Genomic DNA, 25463 nt, shown 5'->3' on the forward strand with positions numbered 1-25463 from the left:
AGTTTCTTGGATCTTCGACTGCACAACTCCACGGATGAAGGTGCAGGAAGCCGTGAAAACCACGCAGGTTTTCACCCTGCCGGGGAGCTCGAGGGGCTGGCCCCTCGATCCCACCAGGAGATTTTCCCATTCCAGGGGCTCACCGCGCGCCCCGTGGTCAGGCGCCGCGCTGCTCCTCCAGCAGCCAGAACAGGATGTTGTTCCGGAAGGTCGCGTCGCGGGTGATTTCCAGGTGTTCGCGCGGCAGGAACAGCGCGCGGCGGAAGCCCATCGGGCTCATCGCCAGGGTGCCACGTGGCGCCTGCCCCTGGCGGTGATCGAGCAGCACGGAATCGCGCAGCACCACCCCATCGCCCGGCCCGCTGGCGATCTGCGTGAGCCGCCCATCCCCCCGATCGGCCGAGAGGCGCAGCGCCGTCGGCATGGAATCGCCCGCCACCAGCATCAGCTCCGTCCCGGGCGGTGGCGTTGCCGGCTGGTCCATGGCGGCGGCGAAGGCGCGGGCGCGGCGCAGCAGCCGGGCCTGCAGCGCCAGGGCCAGGCGGCGCCGCTCCTCCGCGCTGGCCACATCCGGCATGAGGGTGGCGAGGTCCGCATCCAGGCCGGCGCCGGCCAGGCCCCAGCGCATCTGCTGCCAGGTGGCGGGCTCATGCAGATCGAGCGTCTCCTCGCCCGCCACCACCGGCCGCCCCGAGGCGCGCGGCAGCAGCTGATACACCGAGGCGAAGGTGCCCAGGATCGCCTGGCTGTAGCGCGGCACGATGGGCTGGCCGAAATCCCGCCCATCCACCAGCACGCGAAACGCATCGAGCGAGCCGCCATTGGGCGTGCCGATCTGGATCAGCCGCGCCATGTATTCGGCCCCGGCGAAGCTCGGCCGTGGCAATGCGCCATCCGCCGGCAGGTCGGCATCGCCGAACAGCATGGCATAGCGCGCGACCAGCCCGCCCATGGAATGCGCCACGATGTCGAACTTCACGGGATGATCGCGCATGCCGAAGCGGCGCGCATATTCCGCCTGCACGAAGGCGCGCTTCTCCCGCATGAAGGCCATCAGGCGCTGCGCGTTGCGCACATTGTCCTGCCGCCAGTCATAGGAGAACTGGAAGCAGGTGAAATGGTCACTGCCGTAGTTCACCCGGCCCGCCAGGCCCAAAGCCTCATCGCGATAGCCGCCGAGGCCCAGCGTGCTGAGGATTTCCGCATAGGCGCGCAACGCCACGGGGATGCCCGCCACGCGCAGCTGCACGCGGTCCAGCACCCCGTCGGGCGTGACGAGTTCGCTCGGCGTGCGCATCGCATCGGTGAAGGGCAGGGCCACCAGCCGCGCCCCGGTGGCCGTCCCCGGATCAGCCGCGGTGCCCTCGAAGGCGCCCCAGACGATCTGGCCTGAAGCAGGGTCCCGCAGGCGGCTGCCGAGCAGCCCCGGGATGACGATGATGGGGTTGCGGTCCACGCCGTGCTGCATGGCGGAGGGCGTGTAGAGCAGATGCAGATCAGCCTCGGTCTCGGCCGGGCGCAGCTTCAGCGTGGCATAGCCGCCCGCCGCCGCCGCACCCCCCAGCAGCAGCCCGCGGCGCGTCCACCGCCAAGCCTGTGCCCTGCCCATGCTTGCATCCCCGTCCCACGCTGCGGGCGGAGACTGTCGGCCGGGTGCCGAGGTGTCAACGAATTGCGCGGCCCAGGTGGGGCGAGGCCGGGCAGGATTGACGCGGCGCCGCTCAAGGGCCGCAATACCGGCAAGAACCAGAAGGGGAGAGAACGCATGGCCGGACGTCTGGCAGGAAAACGCGCTTTCGTGACGGCCGCGGGCCAGGGCATTGGCCGCGCCAGCGCCATCGCCATGGCCACCGAGGGGGCCTTCGTGGTGGCGACGGATCGCGATGCCGGCAAGCTCGCCGGCCTCGCTGAACACGGCATCACGGCCCATGCGCTGGATGTGCTGGATGATGCGGCACTCGCTTCCGCCATCGCGGCGGCGGGGCGGCTCGACATCCTGTTCAACTGCGCGGGCTTCGTCCACCAGAACACGGCGCTGACCTGCACCGATGAGGAGTGGGATTTCGCCTTCGCGCTGAATGTCCGCAGCATGTGGCGCAGCATTCGCGCGGCCCTGCCCGGCATGCTGGAGGCGGGGCGCGGCAGCATCATCAACATGGCCTCCGCCGCGTCCAACATCAAAGGTGCCCCCAACCGGTTCCTCTATGGCACCAGCAAGGCTGCGGTGATCGGCATGACGCGCGCCGTCGCCGCCGATTGCGTGACGCAGGGCGTGCGCTGCAACTGCCTGGCCCCCGGCACGGTGGACACGCCCAGCCTGCATGACCGCATTGCCGCCAATGCGGCGGCGGCGGGCAGCTTCGAGGCTTCGCGCGCCGCCTTCATCGCCCGCCAGGCCATGGGCAGGCTGGCCACGGCCGAGGAGATGGCGGCGCTGGTGGTGTATCTGGCGAGTGACGAAAGCGCCTTCGTCACCGGCCAGGCCATGGTGATCGATGGAGGATGGACGCTGTGATGATCCCGCGCCGCACGCTGTTCGCGGCCTCCCTGCTGGCCGCGCCTGCCGTCGCGCAGACGCCCTGGCCGAGCCGTACGATCCGCATCCTGGTGGGCTTTCCCGCCGGTGGCACGACGGATCTGCTGGGCCGCATCGCCGGCCAGATCCTGACGGAGGAACTGGGCCAGCCCGTCGTCATCGAGAACCGGCCCGGCGCCGGCTCCAATATCGCGGCGCAGGCCGTGCTGCGCAGCCCGCCCGATGGCTATACGCTGATGCTCGGCTCGCCCGGCACCAATGCCATCAATGCGCATCTCTACAGCAATGCCGGCTATGACCCGCTGACGGATTTCCTGCCGATCAGCCAGATCGCCGAGGTGCCGAATCTTCTGGCGGCGCATCCCTCGCTCGGGGTGCGGGATATTCCGGGGCTGATCGCGCTGGCGCGCACGCGCCGGCTATCCTACGGCGAGACCAGCATTGGCGGCTCCACCCACCTCGCCGCCGAGATGTTCCGCCTGATGGCGGGCATCGAGGCGACGCATGTGCCCTATCGCGGCAGCGCGCCGATGATGGTGGATCTGCTGCCCGGCCGGATTGATTTCGGCGTGGACAACATGCCGACGATCATCGCGCATGTGCGCTCCGGCGCGCTGGTCGGCGTGGGTGTCACCTCGGCGCGGCGCTGGCCCAGCGCGCCCGAGATCCAGGCCATCGCGGAGACGCTGCCGGGCTATGAGGTCACGGCGTGGTTCGGCCTGGTGGCGCCGCGCGGCACGCCGCCCGAGATCATCACGCGCGCCAATGCGGCGCTGCGCGCGGGCCTCACCAAACCCGAGATGGTGTCGCGCCTGGCCGAGCTTGGCGCGGCCGCCTTGCCGGGCACGCCGGAGGAATACCAGGCGCGCAACGTCGCGCAGCATGCGCGGCTGGGCGAATTGATCCGGCGGGTGGGGATCAAGGCGGATTAGCCGGCCGCAGACGGGCTCGTCAGTAAGCCGGTGTCCTGCATGACCCGCAGCCCGTCGGTTTTCGAGCGGCCCCGTCCATTCCCGCGATGCCGTTCGGCCGGATGCTGCCCTACCCTCGCCGCACGGCGCCGCGCAGGGCATCCAGCACGCCATCCATCGCCGCCTGGTAGCCGGGGCCGTCCAGATAGCCATTCATCGCCCCGGTGCGGTCCAGGAAATTCTGCCAGGTCGGCGTGGCGATGGCGCGGTGGAAGCGCTCATGCAGCGTGGCCGCGATCTCGTCCGGCAGGCCCGCCGGGGCGTTCAGCCCCTTCATGTTCTCGATCACGACATTCCAGCCAAGCTCGCGCAGCGTCGGCACCTCGCGAAAGGCGGCGAGCCGCTCGGCCGAGGCCACGGCCAGTGGCCGCACCTCGCCCGCCTGGGCCAGGCCGGCCATCTCCTCGGGTGCGAGCACCGCCAGCTCCACGGTGCCGGCCAGCAGCGCCTGGAGCGAGGGCGCGCCGCCGGTGAAGGGCACATGCAGGAACTCGACGCCCGCTGCCTGCTGCAACAGCACGAAGACCGCGTGATAGATGGAGCCCTGGCCGGAGGAGGCATGCGGGATGCTGCCGGGCGCGCGCCGCGCCGCCTCCACCACGGCGCGCAGATCGGCATAGGGCCCGCCCCGCCGTGCCACGATCAGCATGGGCTGGCGCGTCAGCCGGATGATGGCCCGGAAGGAGCGCTTGGGGTCATAGGGCAGGTCACGGAAGGCGGGCAGCGAAATGCTCTCGCTGCCGCCGCCGACCAGGAGGTTCAGCCCATCCGGCGCCATACCCGCCACCTGCTGCGCCGCGATGGCGCCGCCAGCGCCTGGCCGGTTCACCACGATGATCGGCGTCGGGAAGAGGCGTGACGCGGCCTCTGCGATGGCCCGGCCGGCCAGGTCCGCGCCACCGCCCGGCGCGAAGCCGACGATCAGCTGGATCGGCCGTGCCGGCTCCCAGCCCCAGGCCGGCGCGGTGGCCGCGCCGGTGGCAAGTGTCGCTGCACCCGCCAGGAATGCCCTGCGTCGGATCATGGAAACCTCCCCGTGTTTTGCGGGGAGGATAGCGGTGCCGCGGCCACCGCGCCATGCTGCCGGCATGCCGCCAGAACCAACCCCGCCCGATGCGACGCCCGCGATTTCCACGCCCCTTGGCGCGACAGATACGCACATGCACATCTATGGCCCGGCCGCGCGCTACCCCGTGGCGCCCTCCAACCCTTCGCCCGTGCCCTTCACGCGCGATCTTCCGGCCTATGCCGCCGTCATGGCGCGGCTGGGGCTGAGCCGGACGGTGGTGGTGCAGCCCACCGCCTATGGCACCGACAATGCCTGCACGCTGGATGCGGTGGCGGCCCTTGGACCAGCCTCCGCCCGGGCCGTCGTGGCGGTGACGGCCGCGACGCCGCGGGCCGAGCTGCATCGCCTGCATGCCGCGGGGGCGCGCGGCGCCCGGGCCTTCATGCTGAAGGGCGGCCCCGTCCCGTGGGAGGGGCTGGCCGCGCTGGCCGCGCATGTCGCCCCGCTGGGCTGGCATGTGCAGCTGCAATTTGATGGCGGGGAGATGGCGCAGCGCGCCCCGCTCATCGCCAGCCTTCCCTGCGATGTGGTGGTGGATCACCTGGGGCGCTTTCACGATCCCGTGCCGCCCACGGCCCCCGCTGTCCAGGCGCTGCTGCGATTGCTCGATACGGGGCGTGTCTGGGTGAAGGCGTCCTCGCCCTATGGCGTATCGCGCTCGGGCCCGCCGGCTTATGAGGATGTCGCCGCCATCGCGCGCGCCATCATCGCGGCGGCACCCGAGCGTGTGGTCTGGGGCTCCAACTGGCCGCATCCCAATGCGCCGGAGCCCAAGCCGAATGAGGCGGCGCTGCTGGGCCTGCTGGCCGGCTGGGCGCCGGACCCGGCGGTGCGGCGGGCCATTCTCGTGGAGAATGCCGCGCGCCTCTATGATTTCTGAAGCACCGCGCCGCCAGCCCGTCAAAGGCAATGACCGGAAGAAGGTGCAGGAAACCCGTTTCCTGCCGGGGAGCTTGAGGGGCAGCGCCCCTCAAAAACCAACAGCCATCCGCCAACCCTCAAGCGCAGGCACCCCTGCGGACAGCGCCATCAGGCGGCCTGCGCGGCCTCCCGCTCCAGCGCCTGGCGGAGCAGGGCGGCCGTGGCTGCATCCGGCCGCAGCTTCATCCGGACCCTGCCGCTTTCCTGGGCCAGGACCTCGGCCGGGATCGGGAAGGCAAGAAGGCCAGGGACCCGCAGCCGCAGCTGCGCCCCGCGCTGCAGCCCGACCACCTCCCGGATGGCCGCGCCGGATGCGCTGATATCCAGCAGCTCGGTCGCCAGCTCGCCCGGCAGCCCGGCCCCCGCGACATGCGCCGGGAGCGGCAGGGCGTGGCGCGGCTCCTGGCGGCGATCCACTTCGGCGGTGGCGGTGCGCAGCGTGCGCAGCACCGCGCCGCGCAGCGCCACCACCGCTTCGCGCGCATCCATCGCGCCGCTGCGCATGGCGATGGCGCGCGCATCCGTCTGCTCCGTCTCGGCCGAAACGAGGCCGATGCGCTCCGTCACCTCGCGCGCGCGGTCGGCCGATTGGGCCACGGTGCGGGCGATTTCACGCGTTGCGGCGGATTGCTCCTCCACGGCGGCGGCGATGGCGCTGGCCACTTGGTCAATCTCCGAAACGGCGGCGGCGATGCCGGCGACCGAGCCCGCCGCCTCCCGCGTGGCGCGGCTGACGGCGGCGATCTGGGTGGAGATATCCTCGGTGGCGCGCGCCGTCTGCGCGGCCAGCGACTTCACTTCGCCCGCCACCACGGCGAAGCCCTTGCCGGCCTCACCCGCGCGCGCGGCCTCGATGGTGGCGTTCAGGGCGAGGAGGTTGGTCTGCCCCGCAATGCCCGCGATCAGGCGGGACACATCGCCGATGCGCCCCACCGCCTGCTCCAGCGCGTCAATGCGCTCACGCCCCGAATGGCCGAGCTCCACCGCGCGCTGCGTGGCGGCGGCGGCCCCGGCGACCTGGCCCGCGATTTCCCGCACCGAGGCGGAAAGCTCCTCCGCGGCGGCCGCGACGGCCTGGGCGTCCTGCAGCGCCTCATCCGAGGTGGCGCTGACGGCGCGGCTCTCCTGCGCGACGGATTGCGCGGAGTTGGCCATGGTTTCGGCGGCATCCGCCATGCGGGACATGATGCCCTCCACGCGGCTGACCGATTGCGTGGCTTCTTCTTCCACCTTGTCGGCCATGGCGCGCAGCGCTTCCGTGCGCGTCGCCTGGGCGGCTTCGCGTTCGGCCCGGCGTTCGGCGCTGGCCGTGATGGCCTCCTGCCCCTGCTCGCGGAAGCGCAGCATCGCACCCGCCAGCGCGCCGATCTCGTCGCGGCGGCCCTGGCCGGTGATGGACACCTCCAGATTGCCCTGGGCGAGCTCGGTCATCGTGGCGGTGATCCGGCCCAATTGGCGGCCGATGCCGCGCGCCACGAACCAGCCGATCAACCCGACACCGAGGCCGATCAGCCCGATGCCCCAGAGCAGCCAGGTGCTGATCGCGGCCTGGATCGCCTCGGCCTCCTGCTGGGCGGCTGTCCCGGCCGCCTCCACCCCGCGCGTGAGCGCGAGGGCGGGGCGGGACAGGGCGGCCACCGCCGCGTCCAGCGCCGTCATCGCCTCGTTGCGGCGCAGTTCGACCGTGACGAGGGCCGTGAAGTCGCGCTGGTAGGCGGCCATCAGGGCGGCGATCTCCGTCCGCGCCTCGCCCGGCATGGCCACCTGGGGCAGCAATGCCGCGAATTCGCGGGCGCGTTGCTGCATCAGGCCCTGGTAGCTCGGCTCGACGCGGGCGAGGAAATCCTTCTCGTGGCGGCGCATCTGCAGCATCAGCACGGCCAGGCGCAGATCCTCGGTCTGGCCCAGGCGCTGCTCCACTGTGCGCACGCTGTTGCGCAGCGCGCCCTGCAATCCGGCATTCTCATTGAAGCCGGCTTCGCGGCGCAGCTCGGCCATGGCGGCGAAGCGGCGTTCCTGATCCGCCACGGCCGCGGCGAGGGCCTCACCCTGCGGCACCAGCCCGGCACCGGCCAGGAGCTGCGCGAAGCCAGCGAGACGTTGGCGGACCGCGGCGCCAGCCCGGCTGTGCTGGCCGATCAGCTCGGCCGAGGGCGCGCGCAGGAAGGCGCCCTCGATGCGCGTCATCTCATTGAGTTCGCCTTGCAGGCGGCTCAACTCGGCGGCCAGGGCGGTGGCCCGGTTCGCGGCGGTGGTGACCTGCGCCTGGTTGCCCTGCCCGACAAAGGCAATGCCGCCCACGGCCACCAGCCCCATCAGCCCAATTCCAGCCAGCAGGCCCACCTGCTGGCGCAAACCCAAAGTGAAGCCCACTGATCCATCTCCGCGACGATGATCGCGGAGTTATCCACCGTTGCATCTCAAGAAAAGCTTAAGCGCGCCCGTGGCCTTGAGCGGCAAGACCTAGGCCGCGTGCAGCGCCTTCCAGACCACTTCGGGTGTTGCGGGCATGTCGATCGCCGTGACACCCGCATCGCTCAGCGCGTCAATCAGCGCATTGACGACGGCGGGCGGCGAGCCTACGGCGCCAGCCTCGCCGGCACCCTTCACGCCGAGGGGATTGGTCTCGCAGACCACCTCGATCAGATCCACCTCGATATCCGGCAGATCCTCGGCGCGGGGCAGGGCGTAATCCATGAAGGAGGCGGAGAGCAGCTGGCCGCTTTCCGGGTCGTAGGAGGTGCGCTCCAGGAAGGCCTGGCCGATGCCCTGCGCCACACCGCCATGCACCTGGCCGCGCACGATCAGCGGGTTCAGCGCATGGCCCACATCATCCACCACGATGTAGCGCGGGATGGCGATCATCCCCGTCTCGGGGTCCACCTCCACCTCGGCCACGTGGCAGCCATTGGGGAAGGTGTGGAACTCGATCTTCGCCGTCTCCAGCGCATCGAGCAGGTTGGTGTCCTCACCGGCCGCGACACGCTGCCGCTGCCGGGCGGCGAGGCTCAGGATATCCACGCCGCGGTCGGTGCCGACGACGCCGAACTGGCCCCCATTGGCCCCTTTTGGGTTGAACTCGATATCCACCACGGCCGCTTCCAGCATCTCGGACGCTGCCTGCTTGCCCTTCTCGATCACGCTAGCCGCCGTGACGAGGATGGCCTGGCCCTCCGAGTAAAGGCTGCGCGCGCCGCCGGTGCCGCCGCCGGCGGGCAGCGTGTCGGAATCGCCCTGGCGGATGCGGATCTTCTCCATGGGGATGCCCAGCTCATGGCTGGTCAGCATGGCATAGGCCGTCTCATGCCCCTGGCCGGTGCTTTGCGTGCCGACATAGACGTCCACGAAGCCATCCTCGGCGAATTTCACCGAGGCGTTTTCCGTGGGCCCGCCGCCCGTCGCCTCCAGGTAGTAGGCGAGGCCGATGCCGCGCTTCTTGCCGCGCTTCGCGGCCTCGGCGCGGCGGGCGGGGAAGCCCGACCAATCAATCTTGGCCAGCGCCGCATCCATGACGCGGGCAAAATCGCCGCTGTCATAGCGCTGCGCCATGGCGGTGACGTAGGGCATGGCGGCCTGGCCCACCATGTTGCGGCGGCGCAGCTCGATGCGGTCCAGCTTCAGGTCGCGCGCGGCCTGATCAATCAGCCGCTCGACCAGATAATTGCTCTCGGGCCGGCCGGCGCCACGATAGGCATCCACCGGCACGGTGTTGGTCGCCATGCCGAGCACGCGCGCATGGATCGCCTGGAAACCATAGACGCTGGCCAGCACCTTGGTGCCCGCCCCGGTCGGGATGAAGGGCGCGAAGGTGGAGAGATAGGCGCCCATATTCGCCACATTGCGCGTGCGCAGGGCGAGGAACTTGCCATCCGTATCCAGCGCCAGTTCGCCCAGCGTGATGTTGTCGCGGCCATGCGTATCGGAGAGGAAGGCTTCGGTCCGTTCGGAAGCCCATTTCACCGGGCGGCCAACCGCGCGCGCGCCCAGGGCGCACAGCGCATATTCGGCGTAGAGAAACAGCTTCATGCCGAAGCCGCCGCCGACATCGGGGGTCACCACCCGCACCAGATCGGGGCTGACCTTCAGCACGGCGGAAGCCAGCAGGTTCTTCACCAGCCAGGAGCCCTGGGTGCCGGCATAAAGCGTGAAATGGCCGCTGGCCGCGTCATATTGCGCGGCACAGGCGCGGCCCTCCATCGAGGAGGCGACGACGCGGTTGTTGATGACCGTCAGCCGCGTCACATGCGCCGCACCGGCGATCAGCGCATCGGTCTTCGCCTTGTCGCCCACTTCCCAGTCGAACACCGTGTTGTTGGCGGCGGCGTCCCAGATCTGCGGCTGCCCCGGCTCACCCGCCACGGCGAGGTCGGTGACGGAGGGGAGGATGTCGTAATCCACCTCCACCGCCTCGCCCGCATCGCGCGCCTGCTCATGGGTTTCGGCGATGATGAAGGCGACCGGATCGCCCACATGGCGCACGCGGTCGGTGGCGAGCGGCATGTGCAGCGTATTCGCGCGATCCGTGCCGTTGCTGTTCTTCATCGGGATGGCGCAGGGCAATTCGCCGACACCCATGGCCAGCAGATCAGCCCCCGTCATCACCGCCAGCACGCCGGGCATCGCCTTGGCCGCGCTGACATCCACCGAGAGGATCGTCGCATGGGCATGCGGGCTGCGCAGCACATAGCCATGCACCTGGCCGCCGAGCGCGATGTCATCCGTGTAGCGGCCCGCACCCAGGAGCAGCCGGGGGTCTTCCACGCGCCGGACGGATTGGCTCAAGCCGAATTTTGCCATGGGTCGTCTCCCTGAGGATCTGTTCGCTGCATCATTTGACGATGAAAGGCGAAAGGGGAAGGGGGAAGATCAGGGGCTCTGCCCCTGAAACCCCGGCAAGAACCTCAGCTTCTTGCATCTCCAACAGAAAGGGGTGCAGGGGACTTGTTCCCTGCTGGGGGAGTGCCAGGGGGCAAGGCCCCCTCGCCACGCCGCGCAATGAGGCAGCCGGCCACCACCAGCCCCGCCAGCGTCCCGATCAAACCCGCCGCGTTCAACGAGAGCGTGAAGCCCAGCGCCGCCGGCACCGGCCCGGCCAGCAGCACGCCCGCCGCCCCCAGCCCCGCGCCGAGTGCCGCGCCGCCCAGCACCTGCACCCGGTAGCGATCCGTCAGCAACCGCAGCGCGACCGCCGGGCAGACCAGCATCGCCACCACAAGGATGCTTCCCACCGATTCGAACGCGGCCACGGCGGCGGCCGCGATCAGCAGGTTCAGCCCCAATTCCCAGCGCCCCACCCGCAGCCCGAGCGAGGCGGCAAAGGCCGGATCAAAGGCGATGAGCTGCAAGGGCCGCCAGCACAGCGCCACGACCACAACCGCCACCAGCGCCACCGCCGCCAGCAGCCCCAATTGCCGCGGCAGCCCGGCCAGCGCCACGGGATCGAGCAGGGAAGCGAAGCCCTTCGCCTCCAGCCAGACCAGGGTTTCCAGCTGGCCGAACAACACGCAATCCACATCGAGGTCGGCGCTGCGCGCGCCGGTCAACTCCAGCAGAACGAGGCCCATGGCGAAGAAGCCGGTGAAGACGAGGCCGGTGGCCGCCCCCGTCTCCAGCCGTGCCGCGCGCTTCACCCAGCCGATGGCGAGCGTCGCCAGCAAGGCGGCGCCCAGCGCGCCCAGCAGCATCGGCCCGGCACTGCGCAGCCCGGTCAGCGCGAAGCCGACGACAATGCCGGGCAGCACCGCGTGGGAGAGCGCATCGCCCAGCAGGCTCTCGCGCCGCAGCACCAGGAAGGAGCCGAGCAGGCCGCAGGTTCCACCCGCCAGGATGGCGGCCAGCAGGGCCGGCAGGTCGAGGCGCAGGAAATCCGTCATCGGCGCGAAAATACGACGGCGGCGCCAAAGCCGAGCAGCCCGGCCAGCACCACCGCCGCCCCGGTCGGGATATTCTCGAAGCGGGTGGAGATCAGCGCGCCGCTGGCCCCGGCCGCCGCCCCCAGCGCGCCCGCCAGCGACACCATGGCCGGCAGGCCGCGCGTCACCAGCCGTGCGGCGGCGGCCGGCACGATCAGCAAGGCGACCACCAGCAACAGCCCGACCGCCGGCAGGCCGGCCACGCAGACCGCCAGCAGCAGCGCCAGCAGCGCGAGATCGAGTGCGCGCACCGGCAGGCCCTGGCTGCGGGCGAAGGCCTCGTCGAAGCACAGCGCGCGCAGCGGCTGGAACAGCAGCGCGATCACGCCGATGCAGCCCAGCGCCAGTCCGCCCGCCAGCATGGCATCGCCCTCGGTCAGGGTCGCCGCCTGGCCCAGGATGAAGTGGGACAGCCCCGCCTGGGCCGCATCCGGCATGGCCTGGGCGATGGAGAGCCCGACCGTGCCCAGCGCGTAGAAGGCCGAGAGCACCACGCCGATCGCCGCATCCTGCCGGATGCGCCCGCTTGCCGTCAGCGCCCGCAGCGCCAGCAGCCCGAGCCAGGCGGAGAGGGCCGCCCCCAGCAGAAGCGGCCCGAGGCTACGCGCCGGCCCGCCCAGGGCCGAGACGATGAGCGAGGCCGCAACGACGCCCGGCAGCGCCGCATGGCCGATGGCATCGGCCAGCAAGGCGCGCCCGCGCAGCAGCGCGAAGGCGCCCACCACGCCCGAGGCCGCCCCCAGTGCCGCGCAGCCCAGCAGGACGATGAGGGTGTTGTGCCCGATCATGCCGCCTGTCTCACGCGCGCCCCGGAAGCCCGCCAAAGGCCTTGGCGATGGCGGCATCGGTGAAGGCCTCGGCCACCGGGCCCGCCGCGATGACGTGGCCCGCCAGGATCAGCACCTGGTCGAAATGCGCGGTGATGAGCGAGAGGTCATGATGCACCATCAGCACGGATTTCCCGGTGGCCGCCAGATCATGCAGCACGCCCAGGATGGTCTGCTCCGTCACGGCATCCACGGCGGCCATGGGCTCATCCATCAGGAAGAGGTCGGCGCCCTGGGCCAGGGCGCGGGCCAGGAAGACCCGCTGCTGCTGCCCGCCCGAAAGCCGGCCGATCTGGCGGTCCGCGAAATCGGCGAGGCCGACCGAGGCCAGGGCCGCGCGGGCCAGCTCGCGCTCGGCGCGGGGCACGGGCCCCCACCAGCGCATCCGCGGCAGCCGCGCCATGGCGACGATGTCGAGGGCACTGGCCGGGAAATCCCAATCCACGCTGGCGCGCTGCGGCAGATAGGCGATGCGCGCGCGGGCCTGGTCCAGGGCCACGCCAAAGAAGCGCGCCTCGCCCGCATCGGAGGGGATCAGGCCGAGGGCCGCCTTGAGCAGGGTGGATTTGCCCGCGCCATTGGGGCCGAGGATGGCGGTCAGCCCGGGGGCCGCCTGCCAGGTCACATCGCTCAGCGCGGGGCGCCCGGCATAGCTGACCGTCAGGCCCGAGACGGCGAAGGGCGCGCTCACAGCCGCCCGTTCAGGCCGCGCTCGGGGGCGGAGCCGCCCAGCGCGCGGGAGATGAGGGTGATGTTGTGGTCCATCATGCCCTCATAGGTGCCGCGATAGGTGCCGGGCCGGCCCATGGAATCGGAAAACAGCGTGCCGCCCAGCCGGATCTGATGGCCGCGCGCCGCCACCCCCTCGACGAGGGCGCGCACCGCGCGGTCCGGCACGGAGCTTTCGGTGAAGAGGGCGGGCAATTGGCGCTCCACGATCAGCCGGACCATGGCCTCGATGCGGGCGAGGCTCGCCTCGGCCTCCGTCGAGAGGCCCTGGATGGATTCCACGCGGAATTCGTAGCGCAGGCCGAAATAGGCGAAGGCATCATGCGCCGTGACCAGCACGCGGCGCTCGGCCGGGATGGGGGCCAGGACCTCCCGCGCATAGGCGTCCAGCCGGTGCAGCCTGGCGCGGGTTTCGGCCGCCCCCGCCTGGAGATCCCGGTTGAGGCGCGGCAGGCGGCCCAGCGTGGCGGCGATGGCGGGCAGAGTCTCGGCCCAGAGTGCCGGGTCCATCCAGAGATGCGGATCGGCCGCATCGGGGTAATCCTCATGCTGGCGCAGGCGGGCGCGGGGGATGGCCTCGGCCACGGCGAGGGATGGCTTTCCCTGGCTGGCCGCACGCTCCAGCACCTCATGCATGCGGCCTTCCAGCCGGTGGCCGTTGTAGAACAGCGCATCGGCGCGGAGGATTCGGGCGATGTCATTGCGCGTCGGCCGGAAGAGATGCGGGTCCACCCCCTCGCCGATCAGGGTTTCGACGGTGATGGCGGGGCCGCCCACGCCGCGCAGCAGATCGCCGATCATGCCGGTGGTGCCGAGCACGGTGGGGCGCGCGGCTTGCGCCTGCGCCTGCGCCTGCATCGGCGCGGCGGCGGCGAGTGGCCCAAGGCCGGCGATGCCGGCGAGGAGACCCCTGCGAGGGATGGCTGAATAGCTATTCACCTGTTCACTCATCCAATTAAATCAGCAACTTGTCCCCTTTACCTTGCCCCTGCGCGCCGTCGCGTCAAGGCTTGTGTTGCGCCGCCACAGGGCTTGTATCGTTCCACGACTGGCCCGAAGGTGGTACCATGGCATCAGGCGTTCGCATCAACGAGGATGAGGTGGTGGAGCTGGCGGAAATGTTCCGCCTGATGAGTGACCCCACGCGCCTCAAGATCATCCTGGCCTGCCTGGACCAGCCGGTCTCGGTGGGGGCCACGGCGGAGATGCTCGCCATCTCGCCCAGCCTCGTCTCCCACCATCTGCGGTTGTTGCGCGCGGCGCGGCTGCTGACGGCGGACCGGCGCGGGCGGCAGGTGTTCTACATGGTGGGGGACCCGCATATCCGCTCGATGCTGACGGATATGGTGGACCACGTGGCCGAGGGCGGCGCCGAGGGCTCTGAAACAGAGATCATCGAGGGGGCGTAAGGCCAAAAAACCCTATGCTGCACCGCCGCAAGGCTTGTGGCCTTTTCGCCCCAAGCCTATGGTCCGGCCGCGGCGCCGGGCCGGCCCCTCCAGCGGGGGATGCCATGCTGCGCCGGCAGGTGGCCGATGTGGCCGCCGGGCGATGGCCCCGGGTCATCGCTTCAGGTTTTGGGGCAAGGTGCGGCGCGTGATCGGGCGTATCGGACGAATTCTCGGAATGGCTGTCCTGGGCGTGACCGCCCTGGCCGGCATGGCTTGGGCCCAGGCGCAACCGCCGATGGTGGGCGCCCCGGTGCCCTGGGGCATGGGGCTGCAGGAATCGGGCGGTCCGATCAAGGACGCCATTTCCAGCTTCAATGAACTGGTGTTCTGGCTGATGGTCGCCGTCACGATCTTCGTGGCGATGCTGCTGGCCTGGTGCGCCTGGCGCTACAGCGCCGCGCGCAACCCCGTCCCCTCGCAGAACAGCCACAACACCACGCTCGAAATCGCCTGGACCGTGATCCCGGTGCTGATCCTGCTGGTCATCGCCATCCCCTCCTTCCGGCTGATCTACTACCAGGACCGGGCGCGCGACGCCGACCTCACGATCAACGTGACGGGTCATCAATGGTACTGGAGCTATCAGTTCCCCGACCACGGCAATTTCAGCTTCGACAGCCGCCCCTTGCAGGATGACGAAATCCGCCCGGGCCAGCTGCGCGGCCTGGAAGTGGACGAGCCGCTGCTGGTGCCGGTGGGCCGGACCATCCGCGTCATGACCAATGGCGCCGATGTGATCCACAGCTTCTTCGTCCCCAGCCTCGGTGTGCAGCGCTACAGCATTCCCGGGCGCACGCTGGAGACCTGGATGCGGGCCGACCGCGTCGGCACCTTCTACGGCCAGTGCAACCAGATCTGCGGGACCAATCACTGGTTCATGCCCATCGTGGTGAAGGCCGTGCCGCAGGAGGAGTTCGACGCCTGGGTGGCCAGCGCGCGCACGCGCTTCGCCCGCCAGGATGACGCCGCCCCCGCCCTTGCGGATGCGGCCAACGACACCATTCGAATCGCAGCGGCGCGTCAGTAACGCAGCCGGCAAAAGGCTTCAGGAAAGGCACAAGGCACATGGCATACGCGGACGCGCATGGACATGACGACCACAAGCCGGGCTTCGTGAGCAGGTGGCTGTTCAGCACCAATCACAAGGATATCGGCACCCTCTACATCATCTTCTCGCTCTTCGCCGCGATCATCGGCATCGGCCTCTCGGTGCTGATGCGCCTGGAGTTGCAGCAGCCGGGCCTGCAGATCTTCTCCGACGGGCAGATGTGGAACGCCTATGTCTCGGCCCATGGCCTGATCATGGTGTTCTTCGTGATCATGCCCGCACTGATCGGCGGCTTCGGCAACTGGTTCGTGCCCATCATGATCGGCGCGCCGGACATGGCTTTCCCGCGGCTGAACAACATCTCCTTCTGGCTGCTGGTGCCGGCCTTCCTGCTGCTGGGCGGCTCGCTCTTCGTGGGCGGCGGTGCCGGCGCGGGCTGGACGATCTATCCGCCGCTTTCGGATGACCAGTATCAGACCGGCCCCGCCATGGACATGGCGCTGTTCGCCCTGCACCTGGCCGGCGCTTCCTCGATCCTGGGTGCCGCGAATTTCATCACCACCATCTTCAACATGCGCGCCCCGGGCATGACGCTGCACAAGATGCCGCTCTTTGTCTGGTCCATGCTGGTCACGGCCTTCCTGCTGCTGCTGGCGGTGCCGGTGCTGGGTGGTGCCATCACCATGCTGATCACCGACCGCAACTTCGGCACGGCCTTCTTCGACCCGGCCGGCGGCGGTGATCCGGTGCTGTTCCAGCACCTCTTCTGGTTCTTCGGCCACCCCGAAGTCTACATCATGATCCTGCCGGCCTTCGGCATCATCAGCCATGTCATCTCGACCTTCTCCAAGAAGCCGGTGTTTGGCTATCTCGGCATGGCCTATGCGATGGTCGCGATCGGCGTGGTTGGCTTCGTGGTCTGGGCGCACCACATGTACACCTCCGGCATGGATGTGGACACGCGGGCCTACTTCATGGCGGCGACCATGGTCATCGCGGTGCCGACGGGTGTGAAGATCTTCTCCTGGATCGCCACCATGTGGGGTGGCTCCATGCGGTTCGACACGCCGATGCTGTTCGCCATCGGCTTCATCTTCCTGTTCACGCTCGGCGGTGTGACGGGCGTCGTGCTGGCCAATGCGGGCATCACGCAGATCCTGCACAACACCTATTACGTGGTGGCGCATTTCCACTACGTGCTGAGCCTGGGCGCGGTGTTCGGCATCTATGCCGGCATCTACTACTGGATCGGCAAGATGAGCGGGAAGCAGTACCCGGAGAAGCTCGGCAAGATCCATTTCTGGCTGACCTTCATCGGCGTGAACCTGACCTTCTTCCCGATGCACTTCCTGGGCAACCAGGGCATGCCGCGCCGCTACCCGGATTATCCTGACGCTTTTTGGGGCTGGAACCTGATCGCCTCGCTGGGTGCCTATATCTCGGTCTCGGGCTTCATCTTCTTCTTCTACGTGATGTACGTGACCTTCAAGCGCGGCGCGCCGGTCCCGGCCAATTACTGGGGTGAGGGTGCGACGACGCTGGAATGGCAGATCAGCAGCCCGCCGCCCTTCCACAGCTTCGATGAGCTGCCGAAGATCCGTTGAGGGGGCGTTGCCCCCTCAAACTCCCCCAGCAGGGGACTCGTCCCCTGCACCCCCATTCCTCGGAGTTGCAAGAACCTGAGGTTCTTGCTGGGGAGTTTGAGGGGCAAAGCCCCTCAATCGAGGACCCAAATGAGTGACGTGACCACCACAGACATCGCCGGCGCCTCCGAGGTGCGCGACTGGATCACGCTGCTCAAGCCGCGCGTGCTGACGCTCGTCGTCTATACCGGCATCATCGGGCTCTTGGTGGCGCCCGGCGCCATGCATCCGGTGTTGGCCGTCACGGCCATTCTCTGCATCACCATCGCGGCCGGTGCGGCGGGTGCCATGAACATGTGGTATGACCGCGATATTGACGCGATCATGCGCCGCACCATCAAGCGCCCTATCCCGACCGGCCGCATCAGCGCTGATGCCGCCCTCACCTATGGCGTGGTGCTGGCCGTGGGCTCCGTGGCCCTGATGGGGCTTGCCACCAATTGGCTGGCCGCTGGCGTGTTGGCCTTCTCGATCTTCTTCTACGTCGTGATCTACACGATGCTGCTGAAGCGCCGCACGCCGCAGAACATCGTCATCGGCGGCGCGGCCGGCGCCTTCCCGCCGCTGATCGGCTGGATCGCGGTGACCGGCAGCATGGAACCGCTGCCGCTCGTGCTCTTCGCCATCATCTTCATGTGGACGCCGCCGCATTTCTGGGCGCTCTCGCTCTGGGCGCATCAGGATTATGAGCGTGCCGGCGTGCCCATGCTGCCGGTGACGCATGGCGCGCGCGAAACCCGCAAGCAGGTGGTGATCTACACGGTGCTGCTGGTGCCGCTGACGCTGGCGCCCTGGCTGATGGGCTTCAACACCTGGGTCTATGGCGCCGTGGCCGCGGGGCTCGGCGCGAATTTCCTGCGCCATGCCTGGCTCACCTGGCGCGACGAACAGGATGAGGCAGGCGTCTCCCTCACCAAGGACATGCCGGCCAAGCGCTGCTTCAAATACAGCATCTCCTATCTGTTCCTGCTGTTCGGGGCCCTGGCGCTGGACCGGCTGATCCTCGCATGACGCCCGAGGAAAAGCTGATCTTCGAGCGCCGCCGCCGCGCGCGGAACTGGGCGATCCTGGGCGCGCTGGCCGGGCTTTCGATCCTGTTCTACTTCATCTCGGTGGCACGCCTGCTGCGCGGCTGAGCCTGGGGTTGGCTCCCGCTGGCTGTTTCCGGCGGCACAGCCAAGGCCGAGCCCAGTCTTACGCCGGCCTGGCTTTGCGTCGCGGCGATCCTTCGGCAACATCCCGGTCCACCCACCGCCGGCAGAAGACCCCATGGCCCGCAGCGTGATCTTCCTCTCGACGCCGACCAGCGCCAATGGCTCGATGTTCCGCGCCATTTCGGCCATTGGGCGCGGGCGGTATCATCCGCTGGGCTGGGTGGCGGATCATTACGCCGCAGGCCGGATGGACCGGGTGGCCAGCGAAACGCCGCCCCCTCAGGATCACCTGATCAAGCATAACGCGCCCGAGCGTTTCAATCCGGCAACGCCGTTGCGGGATTACCGCTTCATCCTCAACACGCGGGACCCGCGGGACCTGCTCTGCAACCAGTTCCACTGGCAATTCGTCCATCCCATGCCGGGCGAGTCGCCCGAGACGGAGGCCGCCCGCCGGCAGCATATCGCGGCCATGGGCATGGATGCCTGGGTGCTGGCGCAGGATTTCCGGCCCCTGCTGCAAGGTTTCCTCGATGTCGTGCGGCGGATTGCCCCGGCGGATCGCATCTTCATCGGCTATGCAATGTATTGCCTGCATTTCGATGAGGTGACGCAGCGCATCGCCACCTTCCTGGAAGCACCGCTGGCAACCCTCCCGCCGGAACGCCGGGCGGCTCTTGAGCGCGAGCGCGTGGCCAACCTGGCCGGGAACAAGGCCTGGATCGGCCAGAGCTGGGCGGGCGCGGATACGGCCCCCGGGCGGCATCGCACCGAATTGCAGCCCGCAACCATCCGCAGCCTGACGGAACGCTATCGCTGGTTCCTGGATTTCCTGCGTCGGATGGATGACCGGCGCGTGGCCGAGACCTATGCGTAGCGGGCGGCTGATGGACTCCGGGGGTGGGGTCGAGGGGCCAGCCCCATAGGCGTTAACTTAAGTGGTTGTCACGGCGCGGGGCGCTGTGATTCATGGTGTAGATGCACACGGAAGCATCTGCGCGTGACGGCGCTTTCGCGGAGGTTCTGGCGCGGCTGCCGGATGGCCTCGACCTGGATGATTTGGCGCGGCGTCACGGTGCGCTGACCCGGCGACGTGGCGTCAGCAGTGGTGCCGCGCTGCTGCGCCTGGCGCTGGCGCGAGGGCCAGGGGGCATGTCGCTGCGTCAGACGGCGGCGTGGGCCGGGATGCACGGCGTGGCGCAACTCAGTGATCCCGCGCTCAAGCATCGCCTCGACAAGGCGGCAGGGTTCCTGTCGGCCCTGATCACGCGACTGTTGGTGGATCGTGCGACCAGCGAAGGCCTGCCCATCCATGGCCTGTATTGGCCGGGCCGCTGCCTGCGGATCGCCGATAGCACCTGCGTGGCACAGCCCGGCAGCACCAATGCCGACTGGCGCATCCATGCGGTCTATGACCTCGACCGTGGCGGCTTTGCACATTTCGAGGTGACGGATAGCCGCGGCGCCGAGGCGCTCGACCGGGGTGCAGCCGTGCCGGGCGAAGTGCGCATCGCCGACCGCGGCTATGGCCGCACACCGTCCCTGCAACGCTTCCTGAATGGCGAGAGGCAGGCCGACTTCATCGTACGGACGCGCCCTGCGGGCATGATACTGCTCGGCAATGAGGGCCAGCGCTTTGACCTGACAGGACACTTGGCGACGCTGCCGAAAGATGAGGTGCTGCATGAGGTCGCTGTTCAGGCCCAGGTGAGAGGCCAGCACAAGACCTTACCACTGCGCATCGTGATCCTGCGCAAATCTCCCGACGCGACGCTGGCGACGCAGCGCACGGTGCTGAAAGCAGCGCAGCGCAGGCAACAGGCGGTGCAGCCGAAAACCCTGGCCGCAGCGGAGTTCCTGATCCTGGCGACGTCCCTGCCGGCAGAGCGATATCCGGCTGATCAGATCGTCGCAGCCTATCGCCTGCGTTGGCAGATCGAACTGGCGTTCAAGCGACTGAAGTCCCTGCTGCATATCGACGCGTTGCCGACGCACACCGAAGCCGCCTCGCGAAGTTGGCTCTACGCTCACCTGATCCTGGCACTGCTGTCGGACGAATTGAGCCAGGACTTCCTGGAATCTTTCCCCTGAGGACAACGTCGCACTGAGCCGACAGCCCTCGCTGTGGCGATTGCAAAGCCTCGCTCTCGACGCGCTCCGCGCCGCCATCGCAGGCGCGATTTCCATCACCGCTCTGCTGCAACGCGGGCTGTTTCCCCACCATCGCCTCGCCGACACGCCGCGTCGACGACAGCGACAAGTCTCGCTCCTGCAAACGCCAAAAGCAGCGTTATGTTAGCGCCTATGGGGCCAGCCCCTCGAGCTCCCCGGCAGGAAACGCGTTTCCTGCACCTTCATTCGGGGGTTTGTGTCATCGAAGATCCAGGACACCGGGGTTCCTGGTTCGGGAGCGCCCTCGGGCAAAGGCCCCGCTGCCTCGCCTGATCCCGCCGCCTGCTAGGCGCCGGCCCAGAGACGCCGCTCCGCCTCCCAGAGATGCGCGTAATCCACATCGCGCGTTTCGCTGAACCAGGGCCCGCCATTGGTGAAATGAATGCCCCAGGGGGTCGCTTCGGGCGGCTCATATTCGCCCACCAGGAAATTCCACGCGGGGGGCAGGGCGCCGATCGCCGCATCGCCCCCGGCCCATTCGAGGCGGTGCAGCTGGGCGGGCGTCATTCGGTTCACCACTGCGGGCGTCAGGGCCCGGGTGGCGGGATGCGCGCCGTTGAACAGCATCAGGGAGGACCAGTTCTTGCGCGGATATCGCGCCTGGGGCTGGCCATCCATCTTGATCGCCTGGCGTGGCGCATAGTCATGCTGCACCACATGCACGGCCTTGCCCGGCGCCAGCCCGTCCAGGATGCGGCGCAGATCCACGGTGAACAGGATGTCGCAATCGGCAAAGAGGCTCCAGCCGTCATCCGCCGCGACATCGGGCGCCGCCAGATAGGGCGTCAGGAAGCGCGTCAGCGAAAACGCCGTGCTCGCCGCCAAATCCGGCGCGCGGGTATAGAGGCCCAGTTCGCGCAGCACCTCCTGGCGCAACGGATGCACGCTCAGTGTCGGGCTGTGGCGGAGGATGGCGTGGCGGCACACCTGCCACGCCAGATCCTCGCGCGGGTCATGCCCGATGAACACCTTCACCCGACGCGGTTTTCCACGAGGTCCTGCACCACGGCGGGGTCCGCCAGGGTCGAGGTATCGCCCAGCGCATCCGTCTCATTCGCCGCGATCTTGCGGAGAATCCGCCGCATGATCTTGCCCGAGCGCGTCTTGGGCAGGCCGGGCGCCCATTGGATGGCATCCGGTGTGGCGATCGGCCCGATTTCCTTGCGGACCCAGGCGATCAGCTCCTTCTTCAGCGCATCGGTCGGCTCCTCGCCGGCGTTCAGCGTGACGTAGCAGTAGATGCCCTGGCCCTTCAGGTCATGCGGCATGCCGACCACGGCGGCCTCGGCCACCTTCGGGTGCGCGACGAGGGCAGACTCCACCTCGGCCGTGCCCATGCGGTGGCCGGCCACGTTGATCACGTCATCCACGCGGCCGGTGATCCAGTAATAGCCATCGGCATCGCGCCGCGCGCCGTCGCCCGTGAAATAGAGGCCGGGGAAGGTGGAGAAATAGGTCTGGATGAAGCGCGGATGGTCGCCATAGACGCTGCGCATCATGCCCGGCCAGCTATCGGTGATGACGAGGTTGCCCTCGGTCGCTCCCTCCAGGAACTTGCCTTCCGCATCCACCAGGGCGGGGAACACCCCAGGCAGCGGCAGCGTGGCCGAGCCGGGCTTCTGCGCCACGGCGCCGGGCAGCGGCGAGATCAGGATGCCGCCCGTCTCGGTCTGCCACCAGGTGTCCACGATGGGGCAGCGCTCCTCGCCCACCACGCGGTAATACCAGAGCCAGGCCTCGGGGTTGATCGGCTCGCCCACGCTGCCCATCACGCGCAGCGACTTGCGGGAGTGCTTTTTCACCGGCGCGTCGCCCTCGCGCATCAGGGCGCGGATGGCGGTGGGGGCGGTGTAGAAGATGTTGACCTGATGCTTGTCCACCACCTGCCACATGCGGCCGAAATCGGGGTAGTTGGGCACGCCCTCGAACATCAGCGTGGTGGCGCCATTCGCGAGCGGGCCATAGACGATGTAGGTGTGGCCGGTCACCCAGCCCACATCCGCCGTGCACCAGTAGATTTCGCCCGGGCGGTAGTCGAACACCATCTCATGCGTGAAGCTGGCCCAGACCATGTAGCCGCCGGTCGTGTGCAGCACGCCCTTGGGCTTCCCGGTGGAGCCGGAGGTGTAGAGGATGAACAGGGGGTCCTCCGCGTTCATCCGCTCGGGCGCGCAGGTGGCGGGTTGGGCGGCGGCGGCCTCATGCCACCAGATGTCGCGCCCTTCGGTCATCGCGACGGGCGAGCCGGTGTTGCGCACCACCAGCACATGCTCGATCGAGGGGCAGGAGAGCAGCGCCTCATCGGCATTCACCTTGAGCGGCACCTTGCGGCCGCCGCGGCGGCCTTCATCGGCCGTCAGCAGGAGCTTGCACTCGGAATCCTGGATGCGGGAGGAGAGGCTGTCCGGGCTGAAGCCGCCAAAGACGATGGAATGCACGGCGCCGATCCGTGCGCAGGCCAGCATGGCGACGGCCGCTTCCACGATCATCGGCAGATAGATGCAGACGCGGTCGCCCTTCTTCACGCCAAGGGCCCGCATGGCGTTGGCAATGCGGCAGACCTGCGCATGCAGCTCGGCATAGGTCACCTTGCTGTCGCTGCCGGGGTCATCGCCCTCCCAGATGATCGCCACCTGGTCGCCGCGCCCGGCTTCGATGTGGCGGTCCAGGCAGGAGACGGAGGCGTTGAGCTCGCCATCCTCGAACCACTTGATGCTCACATCGCCGGTGAAGCTCGTGTTCTTGATCTTCGTCGGCGGCTTCATCCAGGCGATGCGGTTCATCTCGCCGCGCCAGAAGCCGTCGGGGTCGTTCTTCGCCTGCGCCACCATGGCGGCGCGGATCTCCGCCGTGACCTTGGCCGTGCTGGCAATGCTGGGCTTGATGGCGATGAGCGCGTCATCCGACATGAACGTTTCCTTCCTCGACCTTGCAGGCTTGGCGAGCCTGTCTGCGGAGGATAACCGCACGCCGCCTTGCGCCGCGTCAATGTCACGGCGCGGGTCATAAAAAAAAGACCCTCCCCGGGGTGAGCCGGGGAGGGCGAGTTCGGGTTGGGAAGAGGAAGTCCGGCCCTGGGGTGGAACCCCTGTCCGGTGGGCCAGTCCGGGCAGGGGGTGGATCAGAGGCGGTGGATCAGTTGGTGCGCGGCGCGGTCGGCGCCGGGGTGGTCGCGGCGCTGCCGGAGGGCTGCGCGGGGCGGGCGGGCGCCTGGGCCTGGCTCGGCGTCGCCGGGCGCTGCGTGCCGACCTGGCCGGCCGGGTTGGCGGGCGTCGCGGGGGCGGCAGCCAAGGGGCGCTGCGTGCTGGTGCTGGCCGGTGCGGGCGTGGTGCTGACGCCCTGGGCGAAGGCCGGGGCGGCGCCGACGAGCAGCGCGAGGGTCAGGAAGGCGGGGCGGAAAGTCTTGACCATGGAATGTTCCTCCTTGGGGAACCACGTTGCCCGGGGTGGGCTTCGTGTGAGGAGGAATTTGCGCGCCGCCCGTGCCGGGCTTTGGGCGGCGCCAAGGTCTCTTGAAGGCAGGCGCGGCGGATTGAAGGCGATTGCGGCGGGCTGCCGCAATCAGCTGCGCCGGCCGGGGCTCACGCCACCAGCGGGCCTGGCCCCACCGGATGCAGCGAAACGCGCTGCCCCGAATCGGCCGTCGCCGCCGGCAGCGGCCGGAAGCCCTCGGGGATTTCGATATCCGGCCGCTCGGCAAAGAGGCGCGCCCAGGCGCGGTTGGAAACCTCGTTCGCCTCGCGGAGGATGCGCGCCTCATCCATGGTCAGCACCACGCCATCGCGCATCACCCAGCGCCCATCCACCATCACATCCTCCACATCCGCCGCCTGGCCCTGATGCAAGAAGACCGAGACGGGGCGCAGGAAGGGCACCAGATGCGCGCGGTCCGTGCGGATCATGATGAGATCCGCGAGGTTGCCTTCCGCCAGCCAGCCGCCATCGGGCACGCCCATCGCCTTGTAGCCATTGCGCGTGGCCCAGCGCAGCGCTTCCTCCGGCGTGGGGTTGCGGCCATCGCGGCGGCGCACGCGCTCCATGAAGAGGCCGGTGCGCATCGCCTCCACCATATCCTCGGCCATGTTGTCGGTGCCCATGCCGATATTGGCGCCGGCCTCGGCCATTTCGCAGACGCGCGGGCTGAGGCCGCGCCGCGCCGCGATGGCGGAGTTGAAGGCCACATGGGCACCCCGCTTGCCGAGGATCTTTTCCTCCATCGGCGCCATGCAGCGGCAATGCGCGCCGATCATCCGGTCATGGATGAAGCCGATGGAATCCAGGAACTCGGTCGGCAGCATGTTGTGATGCGCCTGGATGGCCGCCACCTCGCCCCAGATCTGGTTGAGATGGATGGTGCAGATGGTGTCCAGCTCCTGCTGCAAGGCCCGCAGCGCCCGCAGCAATTCGGGCGAGCACATGTCGGGCGACCAGGCCGAGACACCGACCCTGATGCGCCCCTCTCCCGCGCCATTCCACTTCGCGTGCAGGGCCCGGATGCGGGCGATCCCGGCCTCGCCCACCTTCGCGTCGCGCACGAATTCCGCCGGATCGCCGATGGAGGTGCCGATGCGGTCCCAGGCGCGCTCGGTCAGCAGCATGCGCAGGCCGGTCGCTTCCATCCGATCCGCGTAATTCTCGATCTGGGAGGCATCCTCCAGCATGGCGGTGGTGCCCGAGCGGATGGCCTCCAGCGCGCCCAGTTCGCACATCACCGCCTGCTCATGCGGCGTCAGCGGCGGCAGCGGGATGGGCGAGAGCCCGCCCGTGAAGGGCGGATCATGCGGCGGCGAGAGATCCTCGAAGACGCCGCGCGCCAGCGTCATCACCAGATGCGTGTGGATATTGGCGAAGCCCGGGAAGATGGCGCGGCCCGCGGCGTCCACCATCTCGGCGCCCGGATGCCGTGCCACGATCTCCGCATCGGGGCCGAGGGCCGCGATGCGGTTGCCCTCGATCGCGATGGCGCCGTCGTGATGGATGGTGCCGGCGGCATCGCCGGTGACGATGGTCGCGTGGCGGATCAGCAGCAT

At 69.0% G+C, this 25463-nt stretch carries 22 protein-coding genes; 10 read left to right on the plus strand and 12 right to left on the minus strand.

Annotated elements, in window-relative coordinates:
* Positions 1-157: 157 nt before the first annotated feature.
* On the minus strand, positions 158-1609 hold the full coding sequence (locus LHU95_RS04465; RefSeq protein WP_248710180.1) for a hypothetical protein: 1452 nt from the start codon (positions 1607-1609) through the stop codon (positions 158-160).
* 156 nt (positions 1610-1765) lie between these two features.
* Between LHU95_RS04465 and LHU95_RS04470 the strand changes: the two genes are divergently transcribed.
* Both LHU95_RS04470 and LHU95_RS04475 read left to right on the plus strand, forming a co-directional pair.
* On the plus strand, positions 1766-2515 hold the full coding sequence (locus LHU95_RS04470; RefSeq protein WP_248710181.1) for an SDR family oxidoreductase: 750 nt from the start codon (positions 1766-1768) through the stop codon (positions 2513-2515).
* On the plus strand, positions 2515-3468 hold the full coding sequence (locus LHU95_RS04475; RefSeq protein ID WP_248710182.1) for a tripartite tricarboxylate transporter substrate binding protein: 954 nt from the start codon (positions 2515-2517) through the stop codon (positions 3466-3468). Before LHU95_RS04470 ends, LHU95_RS04475 begins: the two co-directional genes overlap by 1 nt.
* Before the next feature lie 109 nt (positions 3469-3577).
* Here LHU95_RS04475 and LHU95_RS04480 read toward each other — a convergent pair whose 3' ends face one another.
* A complete protein-coding gene (locus LHU95_RS04480; protein WP_248710183.1) occupies positions 3578-4531 on the minus strand; it encodes a tripartite tricarboxylate transporter substrate binding protein in 954 nt (317 codons plus the stop codon).
* 64 nt (positions 4532-4595) lie between these two features.
* On the opposite strand from LHU95_RS04480, the gene LHU95_RS04485 reads away from it, so the two are divergent.
* Positions 4596-5456 carry an amidohydrolase family protein gene (locus tag LHU95_RS04485; RefSeq protein WP_248710184.1) on the plus strand — a complete coding sequence of 287 codons (861 nt, stop codon included), beginning with the start codon at positions 4596-4598 and terminating at the stop codon, positions 5454-5456.
* A 149-nt stretch (positions 5457-5605) separates the two neighbouring features.
* Here the strand turns inward: LHU95_RS04485 and LHU95_RS04490 are convergent, their stop codons facing one another.
* The 6 genes from LHU95_RS04490 to LHU95_RS04515 all read right to left on the minus strand — a co-directional run bounded on the left by LHU95_RS04490 (position 5606) and on the right by LHU95_RS04515 (position 13904).
* A complete protein-coding gene (locus LHU95_RS04490) occupies positions 5606-7870 on the minus strand; it encodes a methyl-accepting chemotaxis protein (protein WP_248710185.1) in 2265 nt (754 codons plus the stop codon).
* A gap of 90 nt (positions 7871-7960) precedes the next feature.
* Positions 7961-10294 carry a xanthine dehydrogenase family protein molybdopterin-binding subunit gene (locus tag LHU95_RS04495; RefSeq protein ID WP_248710186.1) on the minus strand — a complete coding sequence of 778 codons (2334 nt, stop codon included), beginning with the start codon at positions 10292-10294 and terminating at the stop codon, positions 7961-7963.
* A gap of 104 nt (positions 10295-10398) precedes the next feature.
* Positions 10399-11370 carry a metal ABC transporter permease gene (locus LHU95_RS04500; RefSeq protein ID WP_248710187.1) on the minus strand — a complete coding sequence of 324 codons (972 nt, stop codon included), beginning with the start codon at positions 11368-11370 and terminating at the stop codon, positions 10399-10401.
* On the minus strand, positions 11367-12197 hold the full coding sequence (locus LHU95_RS04505; protein ID WP_248710188.1) for a metal ABC transporter permease: 831 nt from the start codon (positions 12195-12197) through the stop codon (positions 11367-11369). The genes LHU95_RS04500 and LHU95_RS04505 overlap by 4 nt, the downstream gene beginning before the upstream one ends.
* Before the next feature lie 10 nt (positions 12198-12207).
* Entirely contained in the window at positions 12208-12927 is a 720-nt protein-coding gene (locus LHU95_RS04510; protein WP_248710189.1) for a metal ABC transporter ATP-binding protein, read from the minus strand.
* Positions 12924-13904 carry a zinc ABC transporter substrate-binding protein gene (locus tag LHU95_RS04515; protein ID WP_248710190.1) on the minus strand — a complete coding sequence of 327 codons (981 nt, stop codon included), beginning with the start codon at positions 13902-13904 and terminating at the stop codon, positions 12924-12926. Before LHU95_RS04515 ends, LHU95_RS04510 begins: the two co-directional genes overlap by 4 nt.
* Before the next feature lie 128 nt (positions 13905-14032).
* Between LHU95_RS04515 and LHU95_RS04520 the strand changes: the two genes are divergently transcribed.
* The 7 genes from LHU95_RS04520 to LHU95_RS04545 all read left to right on the plus strand — a co-directional run bounded on the left by LHU95_RS04520 (position 14033) and on the right by LHU95_RS04545 (position 20352).
* Positions 14033-14374 (plus strand): metalloregulator ArsR/SmtB family transcription factor, encoded by a 342-nt coding sequence (locus LHU95_RS04520; protein ID WP_248710191.1) that lies wholly within the window; start codon positions 14033-14035, stop codon positions 14372-14374.
* Positions 14375-14591: 217 nt separating this feature from the next.
* A complete protein-coding gene (gene coxB / locus LHU95_RS04525) occupies positions 14592-15443 on the plus strand; it encodes a cytochrome c oxidase subunit II (protein WP_248710192.1) in 852 nt (283 codons plus the stop codon).
* 38 nt (positions 15444-15481) lie between these two features.
* The gene (gene ctaD, locus LHU95_RS04530; RefSeq protein ID WP_248710193.1) at positions 15482-17068 is read left to right on the plus strand and encodes a cytochrome c oxidase subunit I; all 1587 of its coding nucleotides are present in this window, start codon (positions 15482-15484) and stop codon (positions 17066-17068) included.
* A gap of 129 nt (positions 17069-17197) precedes the next feature.
* Positions 17198-18118: a heme o synthase gene (locus tag LHU95_RS04535; RefSeq protein WP_248710194.1), complete on the plus strand. Its 921-nt coding sequence runs from the start codon at positions 17198-17200 to the stop codon at positions 18116-18118.
* The gene (locus tag LHU95_RS23325; protein WP_283094288.1) at positions 18115-18243 is read left to right on the plus strand and encodes a hypothetical protein; all 129 of its coding nucleotides are present in this window, start codon (positions 18115-18117) and stop codon (positions 18241-18243) included. The genes LHU95_RS04535 and LHU95_RS23325 overlap by 4 nt, the downstream gene beginning before the upstream one ends.
* 133 nt (positions 18244-18376) lie before the next feature.
* Positions 18377-19138: a hypothetical protein gene (locus LHU95_RS04540; RefSeq protein WP_248710195.1), complete on the plus strand. Its 762-nt coding sequence runs from the start codon at positions 18377-18379 to the stop codon at positions 19136-19138.
* A gap of 101 nt (positions 19139-19239) precedes the next feature.
* Positions 19240-20352 (plus strand): IS4 family transposase, encoded by a 1113-nt coding sequence (locus LHU95_RS04545; RefSeq protein WP_248710196.1) that lies wholly within the window; start codon positions 19240-19242, stop codon positions 20350-20352.
* Positions 20353-20718: 366 nt separating this feature from the next.
* On the opposite strand, the gene LHU95_RS04550 is transcribed toward LHU95_RS04545, so the two are convergent.
* The 4 genes from LHU95_RS04550 to LHU95_RS04565 form a co-directional block, all read right to left on the minus strand.
* Entirely contained in the window at positions 20719-21408 is a 690-nt protein-coding gene (locus LHU95_RS04550) for a hypothetical protein (RefSeq protein ID WP_248710197.1), read from the minus strand.
* The gene (acs, locus tag LHU95_RS04555) at positions 21405-23342 is read right to left on the minus strand and encodes an acetate--CoA ligase (protein WP_248710198.1); all 1938 of its coding nucleotides are present in this window, start codon (positions 23340-23342) and stop codon (positions 21405-21407) included. The genes LHU95_RS04550 and acs overlap by 4 nt, the downstream gene beginning before the upstream one ends.
* A gap of 226 nt (positions 23343-23568) precedes the next feature.
* On the minus strand, positions 23569-23844 hold the full coding sequence (locus LHU95_RS04560; protein WP_248710199.1) for a hypothetical protein: 276 nt from the start codon (positions 23842-23844) through the stop codon (positions 23569-23571).
* A gap of 170 nt (positions 23845-24014) precedes the next feature.
* Complete coding sequence (locus LHU95_RS04565; protein ID WP_248710200.1) at positions 24015-25463, minus strand: amidohydrolase family protein; 1449 nt, start codon at positions 25461-25463, stop codon at positions 24015-24017.

This window comes from Sediminicoccus sp. KRV36 (assembly GCF_023243115.1).
Classification (GTDB): domain Bacteria; phylum Pseudomonadota; class Alphaproteobacteria; order Acetobacterales; family Acetobacteraceae; genus Roseococcus.

Coding starts and splice junctions, on each gene's coding strand:
- LHU95_RS04520 (WP_248710191.1), top strand. CDS start 14,033: ATGGCATCAGGCGTTCGCATCAACGAGGATGAGGTGGTGGAGCTGGCG.
- LHU95_RS23325 (WP_283094288.1), top strand. CDS start 18,115: ATGACGCCCGAGGAAAAGCTGATCTTCGAGCGCCGCCGCCGCGCGCGG.
- LHU95_RS04545 (WP_248710196.1), top strand. CDS start 19,240: ATGCACACGGAAGCATCTGCGCGTGACGGCGCTTTCGCGGAGGTTCTG.
- LHU95_RS04505 (WP_248710188.1), bottom strand. CDS start 12,197: ATGATCGGGCACAACACCCTCATCGTCCTGCTGGGCTGCGCGGCACTG.
- LHU95_RS04540 (WP_248710195.1), top strand. CDS start 18,377: ATGGCCCGCAGCGTGATCTTCCTCTCGACGCCGACCAGCGCCAATGGC.
- LHU95_RS04470 (WP_248710181.1), top strand. CDS start 1,766: ATGGCCGGACGTCTGGCAGGAAAACGCGCTTTCGTGACGGCCGCGGGC.
- LHU95_RS04560 (WP_248710199.1), bottom strand. CDS start 23,844: ATGGTCAAGACTTTCCGCCCCGCCTTCCTGACCCTCGCGCTGCTCGTC.
- LHU95_RS04565 (WP_248710200.1), bottom strand. CDS start 25,463: ATGCTGCTGATCCGCCACGCGACCATCGTCACCGGCGATGCCGCCGGC.
- LHU95_RS04535 (WP_248710194.1), top strand. CDS start 17,198: ATGAGTGACGTGACCACCACAGACATCGCCGGCGCCTCCGAGGTGCGC.
- LHU95_RS04480 (WP_248710183.1), bottom strand. CDS start 4,531: ATGATCCGACGCAGGGCATTCCTGGCGGGTGCAGCGACACTTGCCACC.
- LHU95_RS04485 (WP_248710184.1), top strand. CDS start 4,596: ATGCCGCCAGAACCAACCCCGCCCGATGCGACGCCCGCGATTTCCACG.
- acs (WP_248710198.1), bottom strand. CDS start 23,342: ATGTCGGATGACGCGCTCATCGCCATCAAGCCCAGCATTGCCAGCACG.
- LHU95_RS04465 (WP_248710180.1), bottom strand. CDS start 1,609: ATGGGCAGGGCACAGGCTTGGCGGTGGACGCGCCGCGGGCTGCTGCTG.
- LHU95_RS04500 (WP_248710187.1), bottom strand. CDS start 11,370: ATGACGGATTTCCTGCGCCTCGACCTGCCGGCCCTGCTGGCCGCCATC.
- coxB (WP_248710192.1), top strand. CDS start 14,592: ATGGCTGTCCTGGGCGTGACCGCCCTGGCCGGCATGGCTTGGGCCCAG.
- LHU95_RS04495 (WP_248710186.1), bottom strand. CDS start 10,294: ATGGCAAAATTCGGCTTGAGCCAATCCGTCCGGCGCGTGGAAGACCCC.
- LHU95_RS04475 (WP_248710182.1), top strand. CDS start 2,515: ATGATCCCGCGCCGCACGCTGTTCGCGGCCTCCCTGCTGGCCGCGCCT.
- ctaD (WP_248710193.1), top strand. CDS start 15,482: ATGGCATACGCGGACGCGCATGGACATGACGACCACAAGCCGGGCTTC.